Genomic DNA, 19,324 nt, shown 5'->3' on the forward strand with positions numbered 1-19,324 from the left:
GGCCTTGGGCGGATCACTGCGCCGCTTCGGCCGCGTCGAGATCAAGAAAGCCGCCCGACTGCCGCTGCCAGAGCCGGGCGTAATGCCCGCCCAGCGCCAGCAATTCGGCATGGGTGCCCTGCTCCACCACTTCGCCCTTGTCGAGCACAATCAGCCGGTCCATCGCCGCGATGGTCGAGAGCCGGTGCGCAATCGCGATCACCGTCTTGTTGTGCATCAAGAGCTGCAACTGCCCCTGGATGGCGGCTTCCACCTCGCTGTCGAGCGCCGACGTCGCTTCGTCGAGCACGAGGATCGGCGCGTTCTTGAGCAGCACCCGGGCAATGGCGATGCGCTGGCGCTGCCCGCCCGAGAGTTTCACGCCGCGCTCGCCCACATGCGCCTCGAGCCCCTTGCGCCCCTGCGCGTCGACGAGCCCGCCTATGAAGTCATCGGCCTCGGCCAGTCGTGCCGCCTCGAGGATTTCGGCCTCGGTGGCATCGGGGCGCCCATAGGCGATGTTCTCGCGCACCGAGCGGTGCAGCAGCGAGGTATCCTGCGTCACCACCCCGATATTGGCGCGAAGCGAATCCTGGGTCACCGTCGCGATGTCGATGCCATCGATGCTGATGAGCCCGGCCTCGCGGTCGTAAAAGCGCAGCAGCAGATTGACGATGGTCGACTTGCCGGCGCCCGACCGGCCGACGAGCCCGATCTTCTCGCCGGGCCGGATATGCAGGTCCAGCCCCTCGATGACGCCCTTGTCCTTGCCATAGTGGAACGAGACCCGCTCGAAGCGGATATCGCCGCGCACGGACGGCAGCGGCTTTGCGCCCGCCGGATCGGAAACGACGCGCGGCAGCGAGATCGAGGTGATCCCGTCGCGCACGACCCCGATATTTTCAAACAGCGCCGACATTTCCCACATCACCCACTGGCTCATGCCCTGGAAGCGCAGCACCAGCGCCGCAGCCACCGCAATGGCGCCGGGGCTCATGGTGCCGTTCATCCACTGCCAGATGCCCACAAAGAACACCGCGAACAGCAGCGAGCAGTTCATGAAGGTGATTGTCGCCTGCAAGAGCGTCACCATGCGCATCTGCGAATGCACGGTGGTCAAAAACCCGTCCATCGCCTCACGCGCATAGGCTTCCTCGCGCCGCGAATGCGAGAAGAGCTTGACCGTGGCGATATTGGTGTAGCTGTCGACGATGCGGCCGGTCATCAGCGAGCGGGCATCGGCCTGGGCCTGCGAGACCTTGCCCAGCCGCGGGATAAAGTAGCGCAGCAGCAGCACATAGCAGCCGATCCACACGACGAAGGGCAGTGCCAGCCAGGGGTCGCTCATGAAGGCGAGCACGACCGCGCCGATGAAGTAGACGACCACGAATACCGTGACGTCGAGGATCTTCATCACCACTTCGCGCACCGCCAGGGCGGTCTGCATCAGCTTTGCGCCGATGCGGCCGGCAAACTCGTCCTGGAAATAGCTCATCGACTGCCGGATCAGGTAGCGATGCGCCATCCAGCGGATGCGCTGCGGGAAATTGCCCAGCAGCGTCTGGTGGATGATGAGCGCGTCGATCACCTGCAGCCCGGGGATCAGCACGAGCAGCACCACCGCCATCCCGAACAGCGTCCACCCCTCGTCGGCGAGGAAGGTGTCGGGGTTGGCCGCGCCGAGCCAGTCGACGATCGAGCCCATGAAGCCAAACAGCATCACCTCGAGAATGGCGATGGCCGCACCCAGCACGGCCATCAGCGCCAGCCAGCGCTTGGCGCCATGGCTGTAATGCAGGCAGAAGGCGAGCAGGCCCTTTGGCGGCTGGGCCGGGTCGGCAGAGCTATAGGGGTCGAGCCTGCGCTCGAACCAGTCCATCAGCGGGCGGAACATGGAAGGCCTCTTCGGCATTCGGTCAGGAGGCGGGATGGCTACAACCTCAACCGGGGTCGAGGTCAAGACAATTGTTGTGGCTCATGATGCCACATCATCGTGACAGCTCCAATTGCTGCCGAAATTGGCAGTGACCGTGGCGAGCCTCTTGAGCAGGCACACGGGAGATGACGGAGCCACGATGAGGGGTGTTGCGCGCCGCTCCCGATCGTATCAAGACTGCCAGCCATATGGCGGCGGATGGAGACAGGCATGCGGACGGAAGACGAGCGGATTATTTTTCTAAGGGACTATGCCCCGCCACACTACTCCATCGAAAAAGTCGATCTGGAGGCCCTATTCAAACAGGATTCCGTGCGAATTCGTGTGCTGCTCACGGTGGTTCCGGCGCCCGATACGCCTCCGGGCACCCCACTTATCCTCGATGGCAACGAGCTTGTGCTGCGCTCCATCGCCATCGATGGCCTGCCGCTGGCGCTCACCGCCTATGAAGCAACGCCCGACCGGCTGGTCATTCACGAGCCGCCCAACCGCCGCTTCGCGCTCGAGACCGAGGTCTTCCTCGACCCTGAGAAGAATACGCGCCTCATGGGGCTCTATCGCTCCAATGGCGTCTGGTGCACACAATGCGAGCCTGAAGGCTTTCGTCGCATCACATATTACCTCGATCGCCCCGATGTCCTTGCGCGATTTACGGTTACGATGCGCGCCGATCAGGCGCTCGCTCCTGTACTGCTCGCCAATGGCAATTTGATTGAATCGGGCGAAGAGAGCGATGGCATGCATTATGCCATCTGGGAAGATCCTCATCCGAAGCCTGCCTATCTCTTCGCCATGGTCGCGGGGGACCTCGGACGCATTACCGACAGCTTCACGACATCTTCAGGACGAAAAGTCGATCTCGCGATCTATTGCAGTCACGGTAAAGAGGATCAGTGCCGCTACGCCATGGATGCGCTGAAGCGCTCCATGGCCTGGGACGAGCGCCGCTTCGGACGCGAATACGACCTCGATATCTTCAACATCGTCGCCGTCTCCGATTTCAATTTCGGCGCCATGGAGAATAAGGGCCTCAACATATTCAACGACAAGCTGGTTTTTGCCCGACCGGAGACCGCAACGGATGCCGATTACGACAATGTCGAGCGCGTCATAGCGCATGAATACTTTCACAACTGGACCGGCAACCGCATAACCTGCCGCGACTGGTTCCAGCTCTGCCTCAAGGAAGGCCTGACCGTCTATCGTGATCAGGAATTCACCTCCGACGAACGCTCCCGCGCAGTCAAGCGCATTCAGGATGTTCGCACGTTACGGTCGGCACAGTTTCCAGAAGATGGTGGACCGCTGGCTCATCCTGCGCGGCCCGACCAGTATCGCGAGATCAACAACTTCTATACTGCCACGGTCTACGAGAAGGGCGCCGAAATCGTGCGCATGCTCGCCACTCTTCTTGGTGAGGACCGCTTTCGAAAGGGCATGGACCTCTATTTCGAGCGCCATGATGGCGATGCGACCACCATCGAAGCCTTTCTCAAGTCGTTCGAGGATGCCAACGACGTGGACCTTGCCGATTTCGGCCGCTGGTACACCCAGGCAGGAACGCCAGCAGTCTCGGTCTCCGAAAATTATGACGAATCGTCAGGCACTTACCAGCTGACGATCAGCCAGAAGACCGATCCCACCCCCGGCCAGCCCGACAAGGTCCCGATGGTCATGCCGATCCGCTTCGGCCTTGTCGGCCCCAATGGCGGGGACATGGCCTGGCAGTCGGTTGCAGGAGGCCGGGTAGAGGGCGACCTGATCGTGCTCGAAGGCGACAGCGCTACCCTCAGCTTCACCGGGCTCGGCGCGAAGCCGGTCGCCTCGCTGTTCCGCGGCTTTTCGGCCCCCGTGCGCCTTACATCCGCGCGGCCGGAAGCCGACCTGCTCTTTCTCGCCCGCCACGATGCCGACCCCTTCAACCGCTGGCAGGCGCTGCAGGATGTCGCCATGGGCCTGATGCTGGCCGACCTTGCCGGCCGGCCCTGGGTCGACCAGCAGATCACCCCGCTCGCCGCCGCCCTTGCCGATACCGCGCAGTCCGACACCCTCGATGACGCCTTCAAGGCGTTGGCGCTCACCCTGCCGGCCCTCAACGAAGTGGCCCGCAGCAAGGGGCAGGATGTCGATCCGGCAGCCATCGAAGCCACGCGCGAGCGGCTGATCACCGATATCGTGAGCCGGATCGGACCCGATCTCGAGGCGCTGTATCACGCCAAGGCCTCCACAGCGCCCTTCTCGCCCGACGCGACGCAGGCTGGCCAGCGGGCCCTGCGCAACGCCGCCCTGGCCCTTCTGGTCAAGGGCGGGGCGCCGGTCGGCCCCGGCCTTGCGAGCGCGCAGTATCATGCCGCCCAGAACATGACCGACCGGCTAGCGGCGCTGTCTGCCGCCGTATCGCGCTGGACGGCGGATGCACCGGGGCTGCTCGGGGACTTCCGCACGATGTTCACCGGCGATCCGCTCGTTTTCGACAAGTGGTTGACGCTCAACGCACTTCCCACCCATGACGAGACGCTCGACCGGATCAAGGCGATCCTGTCGGACCCCGACTTCCCGCGCAACAACCCCAACCGCCTGCGCGCGCTGGTCGGGGCGTTCGCCATGAACAACCTGGTGCAGTTCGCCCGCCCCGATGGGCTCGGTTTCCGCTTCGTGTGCGACTTCGTTTCAGACGTCGACCAGCGCAATCCGCAGGTGGCCGCACGGGTTCTGACGGGCTTCCGCATCTGGCGCAATCTCGAGCCCAGCCGCCGCGCCGCAGCCGAAGCAGCCCTGCGGGATCTGGCCGAAAAGGGCGGGCTCAGCCGCAACACGGCCGACATCCTGACGCGGACTTTGCAGGGTTAACGAGGTGCTAACGGGGTAGAATTTTTCTTCCCCACCCTAAGTGACTCAGGGGACTCGCGAAAACCTCCCCACCCGGACGATCGGGTGGGGACGGCCTCTGGACAGGCGATTCGCGAGGATTCATTGTGAGCCTGCGCACCAAGCGCAGTCGGAATCACGATCTATCGAGGAGAATTGGATGCGGTCGGCGGAGACATCCGGCGTCGAGGCAAAGGGATTCGCCCTTGCCAGAATTCCGGCCATTGTCGCGGGCAGCATGCGCAGCCTTCTCGGCGGCGGGGGCGGCCTGTCCCCGGTCACACGCGCCGTAACGGTCACGGCGCTGCTCGCCGCGACGCTCTTTACCGCGCAGGACGCGATCCGCATTCTCAGCCATTCGAGCCCGAGCCCCCAGGGTACACTCGTCGCCAGCGTCGTGGCCGCCGGCGCCGTCACCCCCGATGCCGACGACCGACACGGAATGCTGGGCGTCGCCAGCCGCGGCGGCGTCGCCTTTGGAATGGCATTCCTCGCCATCGCCATGACCCTGCGCCGGCGCGAAACCCAAGAGTCCCAGGCCCGCTCCGCTGCAACGGCCGAGGGCTCGGTGGCCGACCTGCCCTTTGGCATGGCGTGGTGGGGCGATGACGGGCGGTTGCAGGCCTGCAATGCCAGCTACACGGCCCGCCTGAGGCTGGGCAGCGAGAGCAGCCGGCCTGGCACCCCCTATTCGAGCACGCTGCGCCGCTTGGGCGAAATCGGGCCGGTTCGCACGCTGACAGAGTCCGAGGCCTGCCGGTTGCTCGAACTGAGGCGCGCCGATGGCACCACGCTCCTGATCGACGAACGCCCCCTGCCCGGCGGCGGGTTCATCACGCTCGTCAGCGATCACAACGAAGCGCCCAACACCGAATTGCTGGCAAGCCTGCGCGAGGAACAGCGGATCCTTGCCCGCCGCTTCCATGAAGAAAAGCTGCGCGCCGAGGCGGCGAGCCGGTCCAAGACCGCCTTCCTCGCCCATCTCTCCCACGACATCCGTACCCCGCTCAACCACATCATCGGCTTTGCCGAGATGATGGCGCACCAGACTTACGGGCCGCTGGGGGATGACCGGTATCTGAGCTATGTCGACGGCATCAGGGCATCGGGCGAACGGCTGCTGGGCTATTTCGGCGCCATTCTCGAACTCGCCGAGCTCGAAGGCGGTCGCAAGGCCCTGCGACAGGAGGCCGTGCCGATCGACGCGCTTGTGCAGGGACTGGTCCGGCGCCACCGGCTCGGCGCGGCAAGGGCGGGCGTCGTGCTGGAAGGCGGCATGCCGAGCCGGGCGCAGATCATCGGCGATCCCTTCGCCATCGAGCGCATGCTGGCCAATATCCTCGACAACGCGCTGCGCTTTACCCCTGCGGGCGGCAAGGTGACGATCGCGGCTCATGCCGCCGAAGACGGCATCGTGCTCGAAGTCACCGATACAGGCATCGGCATGGACGATGCGCGGCTCGAAATGATCCGCCAGCCCTTCGCCTTTGGCGACGCCGCCCTCACCCGCCAGCAGAGCGCCGTGGGGCTAGGGATCGCCATCTCGCGCGCCATCGCGGAATTGAGCGGCGGCCACATGGCCATCGACAGCCGGCCTGGCCTTGGCACGACGGTCGCCATATCGCTGCCGCTGGCGCCCGCAGCCGCGCTTACGGCCGAAGCCGCGGAATAGTCTCAGCCGACCGGCCCATAGCCCGGCGGCAGGGCGCGGGCGCGGGCGTACCAGCTCTCGGCGGCGGTTGCGACTTCGCCCTGCATGGCCACCAGATCATCGGAAAGCCGCTCGAAGCTGGGATAGGCGGTGATCTGGGCCAGGCGCTCGCGGAACGCATCGGTCCACCCCTCATCCTTGAAGGGATCGGCAAGAGCCGCGCTCATCACCTCGAGAATGGTGGAATAGACCCCGTGGATTTCGGCGAGGCGCTCGCCCTGGGGCACGAGGCCCGTCTCGCCCATGCGCCGCAATACCCGGGCCGGTTCGACCTGCGGCGCTGCGATGACGCGCCCCGCAACCAGCTGCCCCGATTGGGCGATGAACTCGAGATCGACGAGGCCGCCGGTCGCGAGCTTGAGGTCAAAGGGATGGCGCGGCGGTCGCTCACGCGCCATCAGCGCGCGCATCGAGACGATGTCCTCGATGGTCTTTGCCGGGTCGCGGGGCTCGGAGAGTGTGGTCTCGATCACGGCCGCGATGTCGGCCTCGAGCCCTGCCTCGGCGTGGATGACGCGCGCCCGCGACAGCGCCATATGCTCCCAGGTCCAGGCATTGTCCCGGTGGTAGGCGGCAAACCCCTTGAGGCTTGTGGCCAACGGCCCGGCATTGCCTGACGGCCTCAGCCGCATATCGACCTCGTAGAGCACCCCTTCGGCCGTCGGGGCATTGAGCGCCGCCACGAGCCGCTGCGTGAGGCGGGCAAAATACTGGCTCACCGCCAAAGGCCGGTCGCCGTCTGACTCTTCGACATCCCCCGCCACGTCGTAGAGCAGGATGAAGTCGAGGTCGGATGCCACCGTCATCTCGCGACTCGCCATCTTGCCGAAGGCCAGCAGGCCGGATCGGGCGCCGGGCACATGGCCGTGACGCAGCGCGAATTCACGCTTCACGGCGGAAAACAGCCGGCCGACGAGTGTTTCCGCCAGACCCGTATATTGCTCGGCCGCGCGCCCCGCGGTGATCGAGCCCGACAAAAGGCCGGCCGAGATCAGGAATTTCTGCTCCTGCCCGATGATACGGGCGCGGTCGATGACATCCTGATAGTCCCGGGCTTCGGACAAAAACGCGTCGACCTTGGCGACGAGGACGGCAGGGCGGTTGACGTCATCGGCAAAGGCCGGGTCGATGAGCCCGTCCATCACATGGGCGCGGTGGATGACGGCTTCGGCCATGCGCGGCGCAGACGCCATCAGCGAAACGAGCAGCGCCCGCAGATGCGCGTGGTTGCGCAAAAGGGCGAAGAGCTGGACGCCCGATGGCAGGCGAGAGAGGAAATGATCGAAGCGCGCCAGCGCCGCATCGGCGTTTCGAGCCGTCGCGATCGTCTTGAGCAGCGAGGGCAGAAGTTCGGTCAGATGGGCGCGCGCCGCGGCAAAGCGCGTGGCGGGATAGCTTCCATAGTGCCATTTACGCACCGTCGCCGAGGCCTTGGCCGGCTCGGCAAAGCCCATACCGGCCAAGGTCTCGATGGTCTCAGGATCATCGTCGGAGCCGGTGAAGACGAGGCTGCCGCCTTCCGCGCCGAGGCTCTCGCCTTCGGTAAAGAGCTCGGAATAGTAGTCCTGAACGCGCGCGAGGGCAGCGACGTATTGGGCTTCGAACTCGGAGGTGTCGGCAAAGCCCATGAGCAGGGCGATGGTCGCGATCGCCTCCGGCGCCTCCGGCATCTGGTGGGTCTGTTCGTCGCGCAGCATCTGCAGCCGGTTTTCGACGGCCCTCTCGAACCAGTAAGTAGCGATCAAGTCGTAGGCGGCGGCCTGCCCGATCCATCCGGCTTTTGCGAGGGCAAGGAGCGCCTCGCTGGTGGAGCGCACGCGCAGCGATTGGTCCCGCCCGCCGGCGATCAACTGCTGCGTCTGGGTGAAGAATTCGATCTCGCGGATGCCGCCCCGCCCGAGCTTGACGTTATGCCCTGCGACACGTGCCGCCCCGACATTCTTGACGATGTTGATCTGGCGCTTCATCGCTTGGATGTCGGCGATCGTCGCGAAATCGAGATGCCGGCGCCAGACATAGGGTGCGAGTTCGCGCAGGAAGGCTTCGCCCACGCTCCGGTCGCCGGCGCAGGGACGCGCCTTGATCCAAGCCGCGCGCTCCCAGTTCTGCCCGCGGCTTTCGTAATAGGCGAGCGCCGCATCGAGCGACAGCGCCACAGGCGTCGAGCCCGGATCGGGCCGAAGCCGTAGATCGGTGCGAAACACATAGCCATCGGCGCCGCGATCCTGCATCAAGGCGGCAAGCCGCTGGACGATGCGGGAGTAGATTTTCGTGGCGTCCATGGGATCGGCGAGCACGCTGCGATCGGCATCGAAAAAGGCGACGATGTCGATATCGGAGGAGTAGTTGAGCTCCCTTCCGCCATGCTTGCCGAGGGCGAAAATCGCAAGGCCGCTGCTTGCGCTGCTGGCCTCGACGCCGGGGGCCAGATGTCCGCGGGCAGCCGCGAGCCGCATCAGCAGATCGAGCCCGGCATCGAGGGCCGCATCGGCGAGGTCGGCAAGTGCCGCGGTCGACTGCGCTGTTGTCCAGCTCCCGGTGACTTCCGCAGCCGCCGCCAGAAGCGCGATCCGCCCCTTGGCGGTGCGCATGGCGACAGCGAGGGACGCCTCATCCTCCAAGGTGCGTCCGGCCTCGCCCAGCCCGGTCAGAACAGTTGCGAGCGCGGCATCGGCATCGGCCAAGGCTGGTCCGATCCAGTCCGAGTGGCGATCAGCCAGTTCGGCGATATAGGGAGCCTGGGCGCGGAGGGTTTCGAAGGAGATCTGCATGGCAAGGGCATAGCCTTGCCCAGGGCGGGCGGCAAGCGCGGCGCAGTTGACCGCGATTTCATGATGAACGTTACCAATCATTCCGCATTCGCGCTTTTCATATGGCTGCGATTGCGGAACCATTGGCGCATCCGAGGTCACGTTCCGGTCGAGAGTTCGCCATGCCCCGCATCAATGCCGACGCCCTTCGCCAAGCCATCGCCGCAGCCTTCGAGGCGGTCGGCATGTCGGCCGAGGATGCGGCGCTCTGTGCACAGTGGCAGCTGGCGGCAGACATGGCGGGGGTGATCTCGCATGGCACGGTGCGGGTCGGCATGTATCTCGATGCCATCGAGAGGGGGCGGATGAACCCGCGACCCAACATCACCGTCAGCAATCCCCGGTCCGGCGTTGCGCTTGTCGATGGCGACAACGGGCTGGGTGCCGTCGTCGGGGTGCGCGGCATGGCCGAAGCGGTCAAATGCGCCAAGATTGCCGGCATCGGCATCGCCTCGGTCAGGCGATCAAACCATTACGGGCGTGCGGCCTTCTTCCTCGATGGTGCGACGGAGGCCGGCTGCATCGGGCTCACCGTCAGCAATGGCGCGCCGGTCATGGCGACCTATGGTGGATCCAAGGCGGTCATCTGCACCAATCCCATCGCGGCGGCGACACCGGTTGCCGAAGGCCAGACGCCCTTTGCCATCGACATGGCGACCAGCGTTGGCGCCTTCGGCAAGATCCGGGTGGCCGAACGGGAGCGCAAGCCGATCCCTGAAGGCTGGGCGGTCGATATCGAGGGCAATCCCACCACCGATCCCGATCTGGCGGTGAAGGGCGCTCTCATTCCCTTCGCGGGCGCCAAGGGCTCGGCGCTGGCGCTGCTGGTCGAAGTGCTGGCCGGCGTTCTGGGCGGCGCCAATTTCGGCACCGATGTCGGCAACCCCAATTACGATCGCAACCGGCCCGCCGATGTCGGCCACACCTTCATCGCCATCGACATCGCCGCCTTCATGCCGCTCGAAATGTTCACCGGCCGCGTCGACCGACTGGCCCATATGATCACGTCGGCGCGCCCGATGGCTGGCTTCGATGCGGTGCGTTTCCCCGGCCAGGGCACGGCCGAACGCCGGCGGCAGACGGCAGAGCGCGGTATCGAGATGGCCGATACCGCCATCGTCGCGCTGCGCGATGCGCTGGGCAAGCGAGGCGTGGTTCTGCCTGAGGTGATGGACTGAACCCAGAAGGATTGATCCGGAGGACAAGACCGGTGCAGCGTCCCCTGCAAGCGGTCTGGCTTCAAGCGCTCCCGGCTTCAAGCGGCAGGGTCACCACGGCCCGAACGCCCGGTTCGTTGTCCTCGATGCGCAATGCACCGCGATGCAGGCGCGCCACGGCGGCGACAAGCGAAAGGCCCAAGCCCGAACCCGGTTCAGTGCGCGCCTTTTCGAGCCTCACGAACCGCTCAAGCACCCGTTCGCGATCGCCTTCGGGAATGCCGGGACCATTGTCGGCAACCGCGATGCGGGCATTGACGCCGTCCTCAGTGAGCCTGAGCACGATGCGGCCGGCCACGCCATCGGCCGGGCGGCCGTATTTCAGCGCGTTCTCGATGAGGTTGACGAGCGCCTGCCCCAGCAGTTCGCGATTGCCGCGCAGCCTCACCTCGCCTGTCGTTTCAAGCACAAGCTCGGCGCCCTGCTCCTCGGCGACAGGGCCGTAGAGCTCGGCGACATCCGAGACGACGGCCGTGAGATCGACCTCCCCGAAAGCGCCCGAAGGCGTGCCGGCTTCCGCGCGCGCGATCATCAGCAAGGCATTGAAGGTACGGATCAGCCGGTCGCTTTCGCCGATGATCGCCTCGAGCGCCTGCCGCTGCATGTGCGGTTCGCTGCCCTCGCGCAGGGCGGCTTCGGCCTGGTTGCGCAGCCGGTTGAGCGGGGTCTTGAGGTCGTGCGCGACATTGTCGGTCACTTCCTTCAGCCCCTGCATCAATTGCTCGATGCGGTCGAGCATCGCATTGAGGCTGGTGGCGAGCCCGTCGAACTCGTCATTGCGGCGCGTGATGGGCACGCGTTCGGACAGATTGCCCGACATGATCTTGGTGGAGGTCGAATTGATCGCATCGATGCGCTTGAGCACGCGCAGCGCCGTGACCACACCGGCGATGATCGAGAACACGATTATGCCCAGCACCCCGAAAAGGAAGCTCTGGAAGATGATGGCGGTGAAGCCGCGGCGCTCCACCACGTCGCGTCCCACCACCAGCACGAGACCACTGCCCAGCCGCACCGAGCGCACCACGGCGGTGCCAGCGGCATCGACGGGCTCGCCATTGTCGTCGGTGCCGACAGCCGGTCGATCATAGTCGAAGGTGTAGGTGCCGGGTGTCTGGAGGATGTCGATGGGCAGGTCTGTGACATTGCCGATGAGGAGGCGTCCGGCATCATCGCCCACATAATAGATGCCGGGGCCCGGCTGGCTCGCCATGCGCTGGATGGCAAAGAGCAGGCCGCGAAAACCCTGATCGCGCTCGACCCGCTGGAGCGCTGCGATCTCGCGATCGAGATCGTTGGCCTGCTGGCGCTGGATCTGGATGCTCGACTGATAGGTAATGAGCCCCAGGAGCAGGATGGCGAAGACCACGAAGATCAGCACGAACATCGCCGTGAGGCGCACCGTGGTGGTGCGCCAGAGCTGGGCCAGCCTAGTCACGGACCATGTACCCTGCCCCGCGCACGGTGTGCAGGAGGGGGCGGTCGTGTCCCTTGTCGATCTTGGCGCGCAACCGGGACATGTGCACGTCGATGACGTTGGTCTGGGGATCGAAGTGATAATCCCAGACATTTTCGAGCAGCATGGTGCGGGTGACCACCTTGCCGGCGTTCTTCATCAGATATTCGAGCAGGCGGAATTCGCGCGGCTGCAGCATGATCGCCTCGCCATCGCGCTCCACCTTCCGCGACAACCGGTCGAGGGTCAGGCCGCCCACTTCGTAGCTGGTCGCCGCTTCAGATGGGCTCGAGCGGCGCGCCAGCACCTCGATGCGGGCCAGAAGTTCAGTGAAGGCATAGGGCTTGACGAGATAGTCGTCCCCGCCGGCCCTGAGGCCCGTGACGCGATCATCCACCTCCCCGAGCGCCGAAAGGATCAGCACCGGCGTCCGGTCGCCTTCTGCGCGCAGCGATTCGATGATGGAAAGCCCGTCGCGCCGGGGCAGCATGCGGTCGACGATGAGCACGTCATAGTCCATGTCGGAGGCCATGGCATAACCGGTCTCGCCATCGGCGGCATGGTGGGTGACATGGCCGGCCTCGTCGAGCGCCTGCATCAGATAGCTGGCCGCTTCGCGATCATCCTCGATGAGCAGGATCTTCATGCGCGCCTCGCAACGCTGGAGTGACACGGTGCCGTGCGGGAAAACTGCAAGCCGCGCGAGAGACAAAGCATGCCCTCACGCGAATGAAAAGCCGGCCAGCCTGAAGGCGGGCCGGCTGATCAGTTGCGGTTCGGGGCACGCGGCCCCGGACCATAAGTTCCGGCTCAGTCGCGATCGAGCGGCAGGCCGATGAAGCGGGTGGCGCCATTGCGCAGCGTCTTGACGAGCGCGGTTGCACGACCGCTGTCACGCACCCCGGCGATGGCATCCTCGAACGCCTCGGGCGTGGAGACGGCCTTGTTGTCGACCTCGACGATCACGTCACCCACCGCAAAGCCCTTCTCGGAGGCGATGGTGCCCTGCTCGATATCCTGGATCAGCAGACCGCTGCTATCGGCATCGGGAACGAGCGTGATGCCGACGCTCGAGGTCACCGGACCTGCGGGCTCCTCGGGCGTCACTTCCTCTTCCTGAGCCGGCGCAGCCGCCTCTTCTTCGGTCAGGGTGTCGAGCTTGACGCTGATGGTCTGCTCGGCGCCGTCGCGCCACACCACGAGCTCGACAGTCGAGCCCGGGGCCTTGGCTGCGATGGTCCGCGACAGGGCCAACGCATTGTCGATCCGGGCACCGTCGACCGAGAGGACCACGTCCCCCGACTGCACGCCGGCGCGTTCGGCCGGTCCGCCCTCGCTCGGCTGCGCCACGAGAGCGCCGCGGGTATTGGCGAGGCCGAGGCTGTCCGCAATGTCGCGGGTCACGTCCTGGATCGAGACGCCGAGGAAACCACGGGTCACCGAACCGTCCTGGATCAGCTGGTTGGCAATCTGCTGCACGGTGTTGGCCGGGATGGCGAAGGCAATGCCGACATTACCGCCATTGGGCGAGAAGATGGCGGTGTTCACGCCCACCACTTCACCCTTGAGGTTGAAGGCGGGGCCACCCGAATTGCCGGTGTTGACGGCCGCGTCGATCTGCAGGAAGTCGCCATAGGTCGAGCCGGCGATGTCGCGGCCGCGAGCCGAAACGATACCCGAGGTCACGGTGCCGCCAAGGCCGAAGGGATTGCCCACTGCGAGCACCCAGTCGCCGACGCGCGCATCGTCCTGGGCAAAGGTGACGAACGGCAGGTCGTCAAAGCCCTCGATCTTGATGACCGCAAGATCGGTGCGCTCATCGGTGCCCACAACGGTGGCTTCGGTTTCGTCGCCATTGTCGAAGCGGACGGTGACCTTGGTCGCGTCTTCCACCACATGGTTGTTGGTGACGATGTAGCCATCGGCCGAGATCGCGAAGCCCGAACCGGTCGCCATCACGCGGCGCGGCTGGCGGGGGGTGGCACGGTTATCGCCACCGCGATCGCCCGGGCCGGAACGGAACTGGTCGAAGAAGTCGCGGAACGGATGATCGTCGGGCAGGTCGGGGAAATTGAAGTTGAAGCCTTCGGCACCGCGACCGGTGGAGCGGGGGCCGCGTGCTTCGGATTCCACGATGATCGAAACCACCGCAGGCTTGACCGCCTCGACGAGGTCGGCAAATCCGGTCGGCATCGCAGCTTCGGGCGCAACGATCTGCGCGACGGGCTGAACCTGTGCGGGCTGCCCCTGGGCGATAGCCATCGGGCTGGTCGCAGCCATGAAGGCGGCGCCACCGCCGAAGCCCACCACCATGGCGAGGGTCGAGGCACCGATCCAACGGCGGGCACGCGAAGCGAAACTGGAGCGCATGGGATGAATCTCCTTCAAACGGCTCGTTCGAGATGCGCTGCGGACAGATCGGCCGCAGGCTTGCCGTTGTTATGAGCGACCCCGCCTTTCCGCGATGTGACCTCAAGATTACAGTTTGGTAAGTTGTTGCCCGTCGTTCGTCAGAAAAGCCCCAGGGCCTCCACGAGCAGATAGAGCGCCATCACCGTCAGCATGATGCGGAACCCGAGCCGGAAGGCGCGCTCGGAAATCTTGGTCAGAAACCCGCCCCCGACGGCCGTTCCCGCGAAGCCGCACAGCACCATGCCGATGACCAGCGGCAGATAGGCTGCAAAGGCAAAGCCGAGCACGACGAAGCCGCCGATCTTGAAGGTGTTCTGGATAGTCATGATGGCGGCATGCGTACCCACCAGCACCTGCCGGTCCTTGATGCCGCGCAGGAACAGCGCCACGAGCGGGCCGGTCGCGCCAACCAGCATGCCGAGGGCCGAGATGATCGTGCCCCCGATCACCTGAGCCATGGGGCTGTGATCGGTGACCTTCGGATTGGGCAGCCAGGTGGTGACGATGATGAAGAGCGCGATGACGATCTGGAAGATCTCTGCCGGCAGGAATGCGGCAACAGGCGCCCCGACGATCGTGCCGAGCAGCGCCCCCAGCGCTAGCCAGCGCACATTCTTCCAGGCGATGAAGCGGCGCAGCATGAAGGCACGGCCGGCATTCGAGCCCACCTGCACCGCTCCGTGGAGCGGCACCACGATCGCGGGGGGGAACACCAGCGCCAGCACGGCGAGCATCAGCACCCCGCCCCCAAGGGTGAAGGTGGCGGTGATCAGCGAAGCGACGAAGCTGAGCGCGAGAAGGCCGAGCGCAACGAGCGGATCAAGACCGGGCGGCAGCAGGAAGGCGAGATCGAGGGGCAAGGGGCTCACTCTTGCGGGGGCAGGCCCTCGTTACCGACCCTCACCCCGCCATGCAAGCGCTCAGCGGTCCCTCTCCTGCAATCGGGCGAGGGCGGCTTCCTCCTCGGGCGTCAGGGCCGAGGGGATTGTTGTGGTCGCCAGCACCGCCGAGCGGCGACGGGCAGCCAGCACCACGCCGGCCATGCCCAGGATGAGAACCAGAGGCGCCGCGATCCACAATACGATGGTGTGCGCCGCAAGCACCGGCCGGAGCAGTACGAACTCGCCATAGCGGGCAACGACGAAATCGCGCACCTGCGTATCGGTGTCGCCGGCCAGCAGGCGCTCGCGCACGATGATCCGCAGGTCACGCGCCAGCGGTGCATCACTGTCGTCGATCGACTGGTTCTGGCACACCAGACACCGCAGCTCGGCCGAGATCGCCCGGGCCCGCGCTTCGAGCGCCGGGTTGGGAAGCACCTCGTCGGGCAGCATCGCATGGGCCGGAGAGAGCACGGCCAGAGAGAGGATGATGGCGAGCAGCAGTGCCCTCATTCTGCCGGCACCGTCTTGCGGCGCGAGGGAGTGGGTGCGGCGACCCGCATGCGCCGATACGACAGCGAGATGAAGCCCGCCAATGCCATCAGCACGCAGCCCAGCCAGATGAGCGTGACGTAAGGCTTGTACCAGAGCCGCACCACATGGCTGCCATTGGCGGCGACTTCACCGAGTTGGATATAGACCTGCGAGAAGCCGTAGGTTTCGATCGCCGCCTCGGTGGTGGGCTGGCCGCTGGCGACATAAACGCGGCGTTCGGCGATAGCCTGACGCGTGCCGCCCCCTGGCGCGGTGATCGCAAACGTGCCGTGCTCTGCGGCAAAATTCGGCCCCGGCTCCTCGGTGAGACCCTCAAAGCCGATGGTGTACCCGGCAAGCGTCTGGGTATCGCCCGGGTTCATCGCCACCACACGCTCCATTTCCCAGGCACTGGCGGCAACGATGCCGATGACCGTCACCCCCATGCCGAAATGGGCCAGCGTCGTCGAATAGGCCGTGCGCGGCAGGCCGAACAGCCGGCGGAACGACTGCCCTATGGGCAGGCGGCCGAAACGCGCCTTTTCAACCAGTTCGGCGATTGCCCCAAACATCACCCAGAAGCCGAGCAAGAGCCCCAACGGCGCGAGGGAAATCGAGGCGCCCGAGAGCGCCGCGACCAGGATGGCACAGAACAAGGCCAGTGCGGCGGCGCCGGCAAGGCGCTGGACGATACCGACCAGATCGCCCCGCTTCCACGCCAGGAACGGCCCGAAGGGCAGCAGGATGAGCAGCGGCACCATCAGCGCGCTGAAGGTGAGATCAAAGAACGGCGCGCCCACCGAGATCGCCTGCCCCGTCAAGGCATCGAGCACCAGCGGATAGAGCGTACCAACCAGCACCGCTCCGGTCGCGGTGGCGAGGAAGAGATTGTTGAGCACCAGGGCACCCTCGCGGCTGAGCGGATGGAAAAGTCCGCCGGCCCGGAGCGCATTGGCGCGCATGGCAAAAAGCGTGAAGGCGCCACCGATGAACAGTCCGAGCATGGTCAGGATCACCATGCCGCGCGTCGGATCAGAGGCGAAGGTGTGCACCGAAGTCAGAATGCCCGAGCGCACGAGGAAGGTGCCCAGCAGCGAGAGCGAGAAGGTGATGATCGCAAGAAAGACCGTCCAGATCTTCAGCGCATTGCGCTTTTCCATCACGATGGCCGAATGCAGCAGCGCAGTGCCGGCCAGCCAGGGCATGAAGCTGGCATTTTCCACCGGATCCCAGAACCACCAGCCGCCCCAGCCCAGTTCGTAATAGGCCCAGTAGGAGCCCATGGCGATGCCCAGGGTCAGGAACGTCCAGGAGATCAGCGTCCAGGGCCGCACCCAACGCGCCCACGCCGCATCGATCCGCCCCGAGATCAGCGCAGCGATGGCGAAGGAAAAGCAGATCGAGAACCCGACATAGCCCATGTAGAGGAGCGGCGGGTGGATGGCGAGACCGATATCCTGCAGCACCGGATTGAGGTCCTCGCCCTCGAAGGGGGCAGGAACCATCCGCATGAAGGGGTTGGACGTGAACAGCGTGAAGCCGGCGAAGGCCGCGACCATCAGCCCCTGCATGGCGAGAACCAGCGCCAGGAGATCGAACGGCAGCGGTCGCCCGAACGCCGCGACGGCGGCCCCGAACAGCACCAGGATCAGCACCCAGAGCAGCATCGAGCCTTCGTGATTGCCCCAGACGCTCGTGACCTTGTAGAGCAGCGGCTGCAGCGAATGAGAATGCTGATAGGCCAGCGCCAGCGAAAAATCCGATACGACAAACGCCTGTACCAGCGCCGCGAAGGCCGCTCCCACCAAGAGGAATTGCAGCAGCGCGGCATGGCGCAGGAACAGCGTGACCTGCGCGGAACTGCCCCTGAAGGTGAAGCCGACGATCGCCGACACCACGGAAAGCGCGAAGGCGAGGACGAGGGCGAAATGCCCGAGTTCGATGATCATGACGCGCCTCCCTCGGCAGGCTCGCGCTGCCATTCGCCGCGCGCCTTGAGCGAATCCACCACTTCGCGGGGCATGTAGTTCTCGTCGTGCTTGGCCAGCACGTTGCTCGCCTCGAAGCGCCCATCGGTGGTCAGCCGCCCCTCGGCAACCACGCCCTGCCCTTCGCGGAAGAGATCAGGCAGGATGCCGACGAACGAAGCGGCCATTTCGGTTTCGCCATCGGTGACGACGAACCGGTTGGTCTCGCCCTCGCGCGTCCACGAACCGTCCTTGACGAGGCCACCCAGCCTGATCGGCGTGCCGGGCTCTACCGCGCGGGCGATGGCTTCGGTCGGGGAATAAAAGAACACGATCTGGTCGCGCAGCGCCACGAGCACTAGGGCCAGCGCCAGGCCCAGCACCAGCGCCAGCGCGCCGATGATCATCAGCCGCTTCTGCTTGCGCGTCATGCGACGGGCGGTGCCGCCAGCCTGCCCCTGCACCGTCATGGACGAGTCTCCGCGGAAAGAAGGCCACTATCGGCCGCCAGCCTGTCGAGTTCTATGCGCTCGCCCGCGTCCGGATGATCCAGCATCGCCTGCTGGTAGGCGGTGATGGCGGCCGACCGGTCGTTGAGCACGAGATAGGATCGCACGAGCTGGGCCCATTCGGCCACCGTGCCGCCGGACGTCTCGAGGCGGGCGGCGAGATCGGCAACGCGCTGCTGCACGGCGCCGGCATCGGCACCCATGCCGTCACGCGCCGTTATCGCCGCTTCGAGACCCTGCCGCGCCGCGGGCAGCCAGTTTTCCGACCCTTGGGCACTATCGATCAGCGTCTGCCAGCGCTCGGCGGCTTCCGCGAAACGCCCGGCCGTGGTTGCCTCACCGGCCAGATAATAAAGCGCGCGGGTATTTGTGGGGTCGCGGGTCGCGGCGCTTGTCAGGAGCTCCAAGGGCTCGCCGGCAAAGGAGCCGTTCTGGGCCACCATCAGCGCCTCGGCCAGATCGATCTCCGCATCGGCGGTGACCGGCGCAAGCTCAAGAATGCGGCGGAAGGCGCGTGCGGCGTCGGGCGCTCGTCCCATCTGCATATAGGCGGGCGCAACGGCCCGCCAGCCGCGGACATCCTGCGGATTGCGCTCGAGCTCGGCCTCGATGCGCGCCACCGCCTCGTCCATGGTCATCTGGGCGGGCAGGGTTGGTCGCTGCGCCAGGGGCTGGGCCGGCAGGTTGGGCTGGCCGACACCGGCATAGACCGCAAAGGCGAGCACGGCGGCCCCCAGCGAGGACAGGGCCACCACACTCCGCCCACCCTTGAGCGAGACGGCCGGCGCCGATTCGGCCTCTACGCGCAGCACCTCGCGGGCCAGTTCGGCCCGGGCGGCAACGGCCTGAGCCTCGTCAAGCCGTCCGGCCTTGAGGTCGGCCTCGATCTCGGCGAGCTGGAGGCGCAGATGCGCGGTCATCGCCGGTGCAGCCGAAGCCGCCGACGATGCGTTGACCGTTCGCCGCGCGGACGCATAATAGAGCGCGGCGGAGGCACAGACTGTCATGGCAATGGCGAGGGTCCAGAATACCATAGGGTCTCGG

General features: G+C 65.7%; 13 protein-coding genes. 3 read left to right on the plus strand and 10 right to left on the minus strand.

The features are described from left to right. Nucleotides 1–13 precede the first annotated feature (13 nt). The gene (locus BT183_RS14915; RefSeq protein ID WP_084603579.1) at nt 14–1,873 is read right to left on the minus strand and encodes an ABC transporter ATP-binding protein; all 1,860 of its coding nucleotides are present in this window, start codon (nt 1,871–1,873) and stop codon (nt 14–16) included. A 252-nt stretch (nt 1,874–2,125) separates the two neighbouring features. Between BT183_RS14915 and pepN the strand changes: the two genes are divergently transcribed. Both pepN and BT183_RS14925 read left to right on the plus strand, forming a co-directional pair. Further along, the gene (pepN, locus tag BT183_RS14920; protein WP_072346227.1) at nt 2,126–4,765 is read left to right on the plus strand and encodes an aminopeptidase N; all 2,640 of its coding nucleotides are present in this window, start codon (nt 2,126–2,128) and stop codon (nt 4,763–4,765) included. A gap of 178 nt (nt 4,766–4,943) precedes the next feature. Beyond that, nucleotides 4,944–6,455 carry a sensor histidine kinase gene (locus BT183_RS14925; RefSeq protein ID WP_072345011.1) on the plus strand — a complete coding sequence of 504 codons (1,512 nt, stop codon included), beginning with the start codon at nt 4,944–4,946 and terminating at the stop codon, nt 6,453–6,455. 2 nt (nt 6,456–6,457) lie between these two features. On the opposite strand, the gene BT183_RS14930 is transcribed toward BT183_RS14925, so the two are convergent. Continuing rightward, nucleotides 6,458–9,265, minus strand: a complete 2,808-nt coding sequence (locus BT183_RS14930; protein ID WP_177282574.1) for a bifunctional [glutamine synthetase] adenylyltransferase/[glutamine synthetase]-adenylyl-L-tyrosine phosphorylase — start codon at nt 9,263–9,265, stop codon at nt 6,458–6,460. Between the two features lie 161 nt (nt 9,266–9,426). On the opposite strand from BT183_RS14930, the gene BT183_RS14935 reads away from it, so the two are divergent. Further along, entirely contained in the window at nt 9,427–10,482 is a 1,056-nt protein-coding gene (locus BT183_RS14935) for an Ldh family oxidoreductase (protein ID WP_072345016.1), read from the plus strand. Between the two features lie 61 nt (nt 10,483–10,543). Here BT183_RS14935 and BT183_RS14940 read toward each other — a convergent pair whose 3' ends face one another. From BT183_RS14940 to ccmI, 8 genes are all read right to left on the minus strand, one after another. Then, nucleotides 10,544–11,959: a sensor histidine kinase gene (locus tag BT183_RS14940; protein WP_072345020.1), complete on the minus strand. Its 1,416-nt coding sequence runs from the start codon at nt 11,957–11,959 to the stop codon at nt 10,544–10,546. Continuing rightward, the gene (locus tag BT183_RS14945; protein WP_072345023.1) at nt 11,952–12,623 is read right to left on the minus strand and encodes a response regulator transcription factor; all 672 of its coding nucleotides are present in this window, start codon (nt 12,621–12,623) and stop codon (nt 11,952–11,954) included. Before BT183_RS14945 ends, BT183_RS14940 begins: the two co-directional genes overlap by 8 nt. 164 nt (nt 12,624–12,787) lie before the next feature. After that, entirely contained in the window at nt 12,788–14,347 is a 1,560-nt protein-coding gene (locus BT183_RS14950; RefSeq protein WP_072345026.1) for a Do family serine endopeptidase, read from the minus strand. A 140-nt stretch (nt 14,348–14,487) separates the two neighbouring features. Next, on the minus strand, nt 14,488–15,249 hold the full coding sequence (locus BT183_RS14955) for a sulfite exporter TauE/SafE family protein (protein WP_072345029.1): 762 nt from the start codon (nt 15,247–15,249) through the stop codon (nt 14,488–14,490). Nucleotides 15,250–15,309: 60 nt separating this feature from the next. Continuing rightward, on the minus strand, nt 15,310–15,783 hold the full coding sequence (locus BT183_RS14960; protein WP_072345032.1) for a cytochrome c-type biogenesis protein: 474 nt from the start codon (nt 15,781–15,783) through the stop codon (nt 15,310–15,312). After that, entirely contained in the window at nt 15,780–17,753 is a 1,974-nt protein-coding gene (locus tag BT183_RS14965) for a heme lyase CcmF/NrfE family subunit (RefSeq protein WP_072345035.1), read from the minus strand. The genes BT183_RS14960 and BT183_RS14965 overlap by 4 nt, the downstream gene beginning before the upstream one ends. Next, the gene (gene ccmE, locus BT183_RS14970) at nt 17,750–18,202 is read right to left on the minus strand and encodes a cytochrome c maturation protein CcmE (protein ID WP_072346229.1); all 453 of its coding nucleotides are present in this window, start codon (nt 18,200–18,202) and stop codon (nt 17,750–17,752) included. The genes BT183_RS14965 and ccmE overlap by 4 nt, the downstream gene beginning before the upstream one ends. A 35-nt stretch (nt 18,203–18,237) precedes the next feature. Next, nucleotides 18,238–19,314 carry a c-type cytochrome biogenesis protein CcmI gene (gene ccmI / locus BT183_RS20795; protein WP_072345037.1) on the minus strand — a complete coding sequence of 359 codons (1,077 nt, stop codon included), beginning with the start codon at nt 19,312–19,314 and terminating at the stop codon, nt 18,238–18,240. Nucleotides 19,315–19,324: the final 10 nt, after the last annotated feature.

It is taken from the genome of Devosia enhydra (assembly GCF_900119845.1).
Taxonomy (GTDB): domain Bacteria; phylum Pseudomonadota; class Alphaproteobacteria; order Rhizobiales; family Devosiaceae; genus FPKU01.

What these genes read in the sequence shown, in the direction of transcription:
- BT183_RS14915 (WP_084603579.1), bottom strand. Translation starts at nt 1,873, where the DNA reads ATGTTCCGCCCGCTGATGGACTGGTTCGAGCGCAGGCTCGACCCCTAT.
- pepN (WP_072346227.1), top strand. Translation starts at nt 2,126, where the DNA reads ATGCGGACGGAAGACGAGCGGATTATTTTTCTAAGGGACTATGCCCCG.
- BT183_RS14925 (WP_072345011.1), top strand. Translation starts at nt 4,944, where the DNA reads ATGCGGTCGGCGGAGACATCCGGCGTCGAGGCAAAGGGATTCGCCCTT.
- BT183_RS14930 (WP_177282574.1), bottom strand. Translation starts at nt 9,265, where the DNA reads ATGCAGATCTCCTTCGAAACCCTCCGCGCCCAGGCTCCCTATATCGCC.
- BT183_RS14935 (WP_072345016.1), top strand. Translation starts at nt 9,427, where the DNA reads ATGCCCCGCATCAATGCCGACGCCCTTCGCCAAGCCATCGCCGCAGCC.
- BT183_RS14945 (WP_072345023.1), bottom strand. Translation starts at nt 12,623, where the DNA reads ATGAAGATCCTGCTCATCGAGGATGATCGCGAAGCGGCCAGCTATCTG.
- BT183_RS14950 (WP_072345026.1), bottom strand. Translation starts at nt 14,347, where the DNA reads ATGCGCTCCAGTTTCGCTTCGCGTGCCCGCCGTTGGATCGGTGCCTCG.
- BT183_RS14960 (WP_072345032.1), bottom strand. Translation starts at nt 15,783, where the DNA reads ATGAGGGCACTGCTGCTCGCCATCATCCTCTCTCTGGCCGTGCTCTCT.
- BT183_RS14965 (WP_072345035.1), bottom strand. Translation starts at nt 17,753, where the DNA reads ATGATCATCGAACTCGGGCATTTCGCCCTCGTCCTCGCCTTCGCGCTT.
- ccmE (WP_072346229.1), bottom strand. Translation starts at nt 18,202, where the DNA reads ATGACGCGCAAGCAGAAGCGGCTGATGATCATCGGCGCGCTGGCGCTG.
- ccmI (WP_072345037.1), bottom strand. Translation starts at nt 19,314, where the DNA reads ATGGTATTCTGGACCCTCGCCATTGCCATGACAGTCTGTGCCTCCGCC.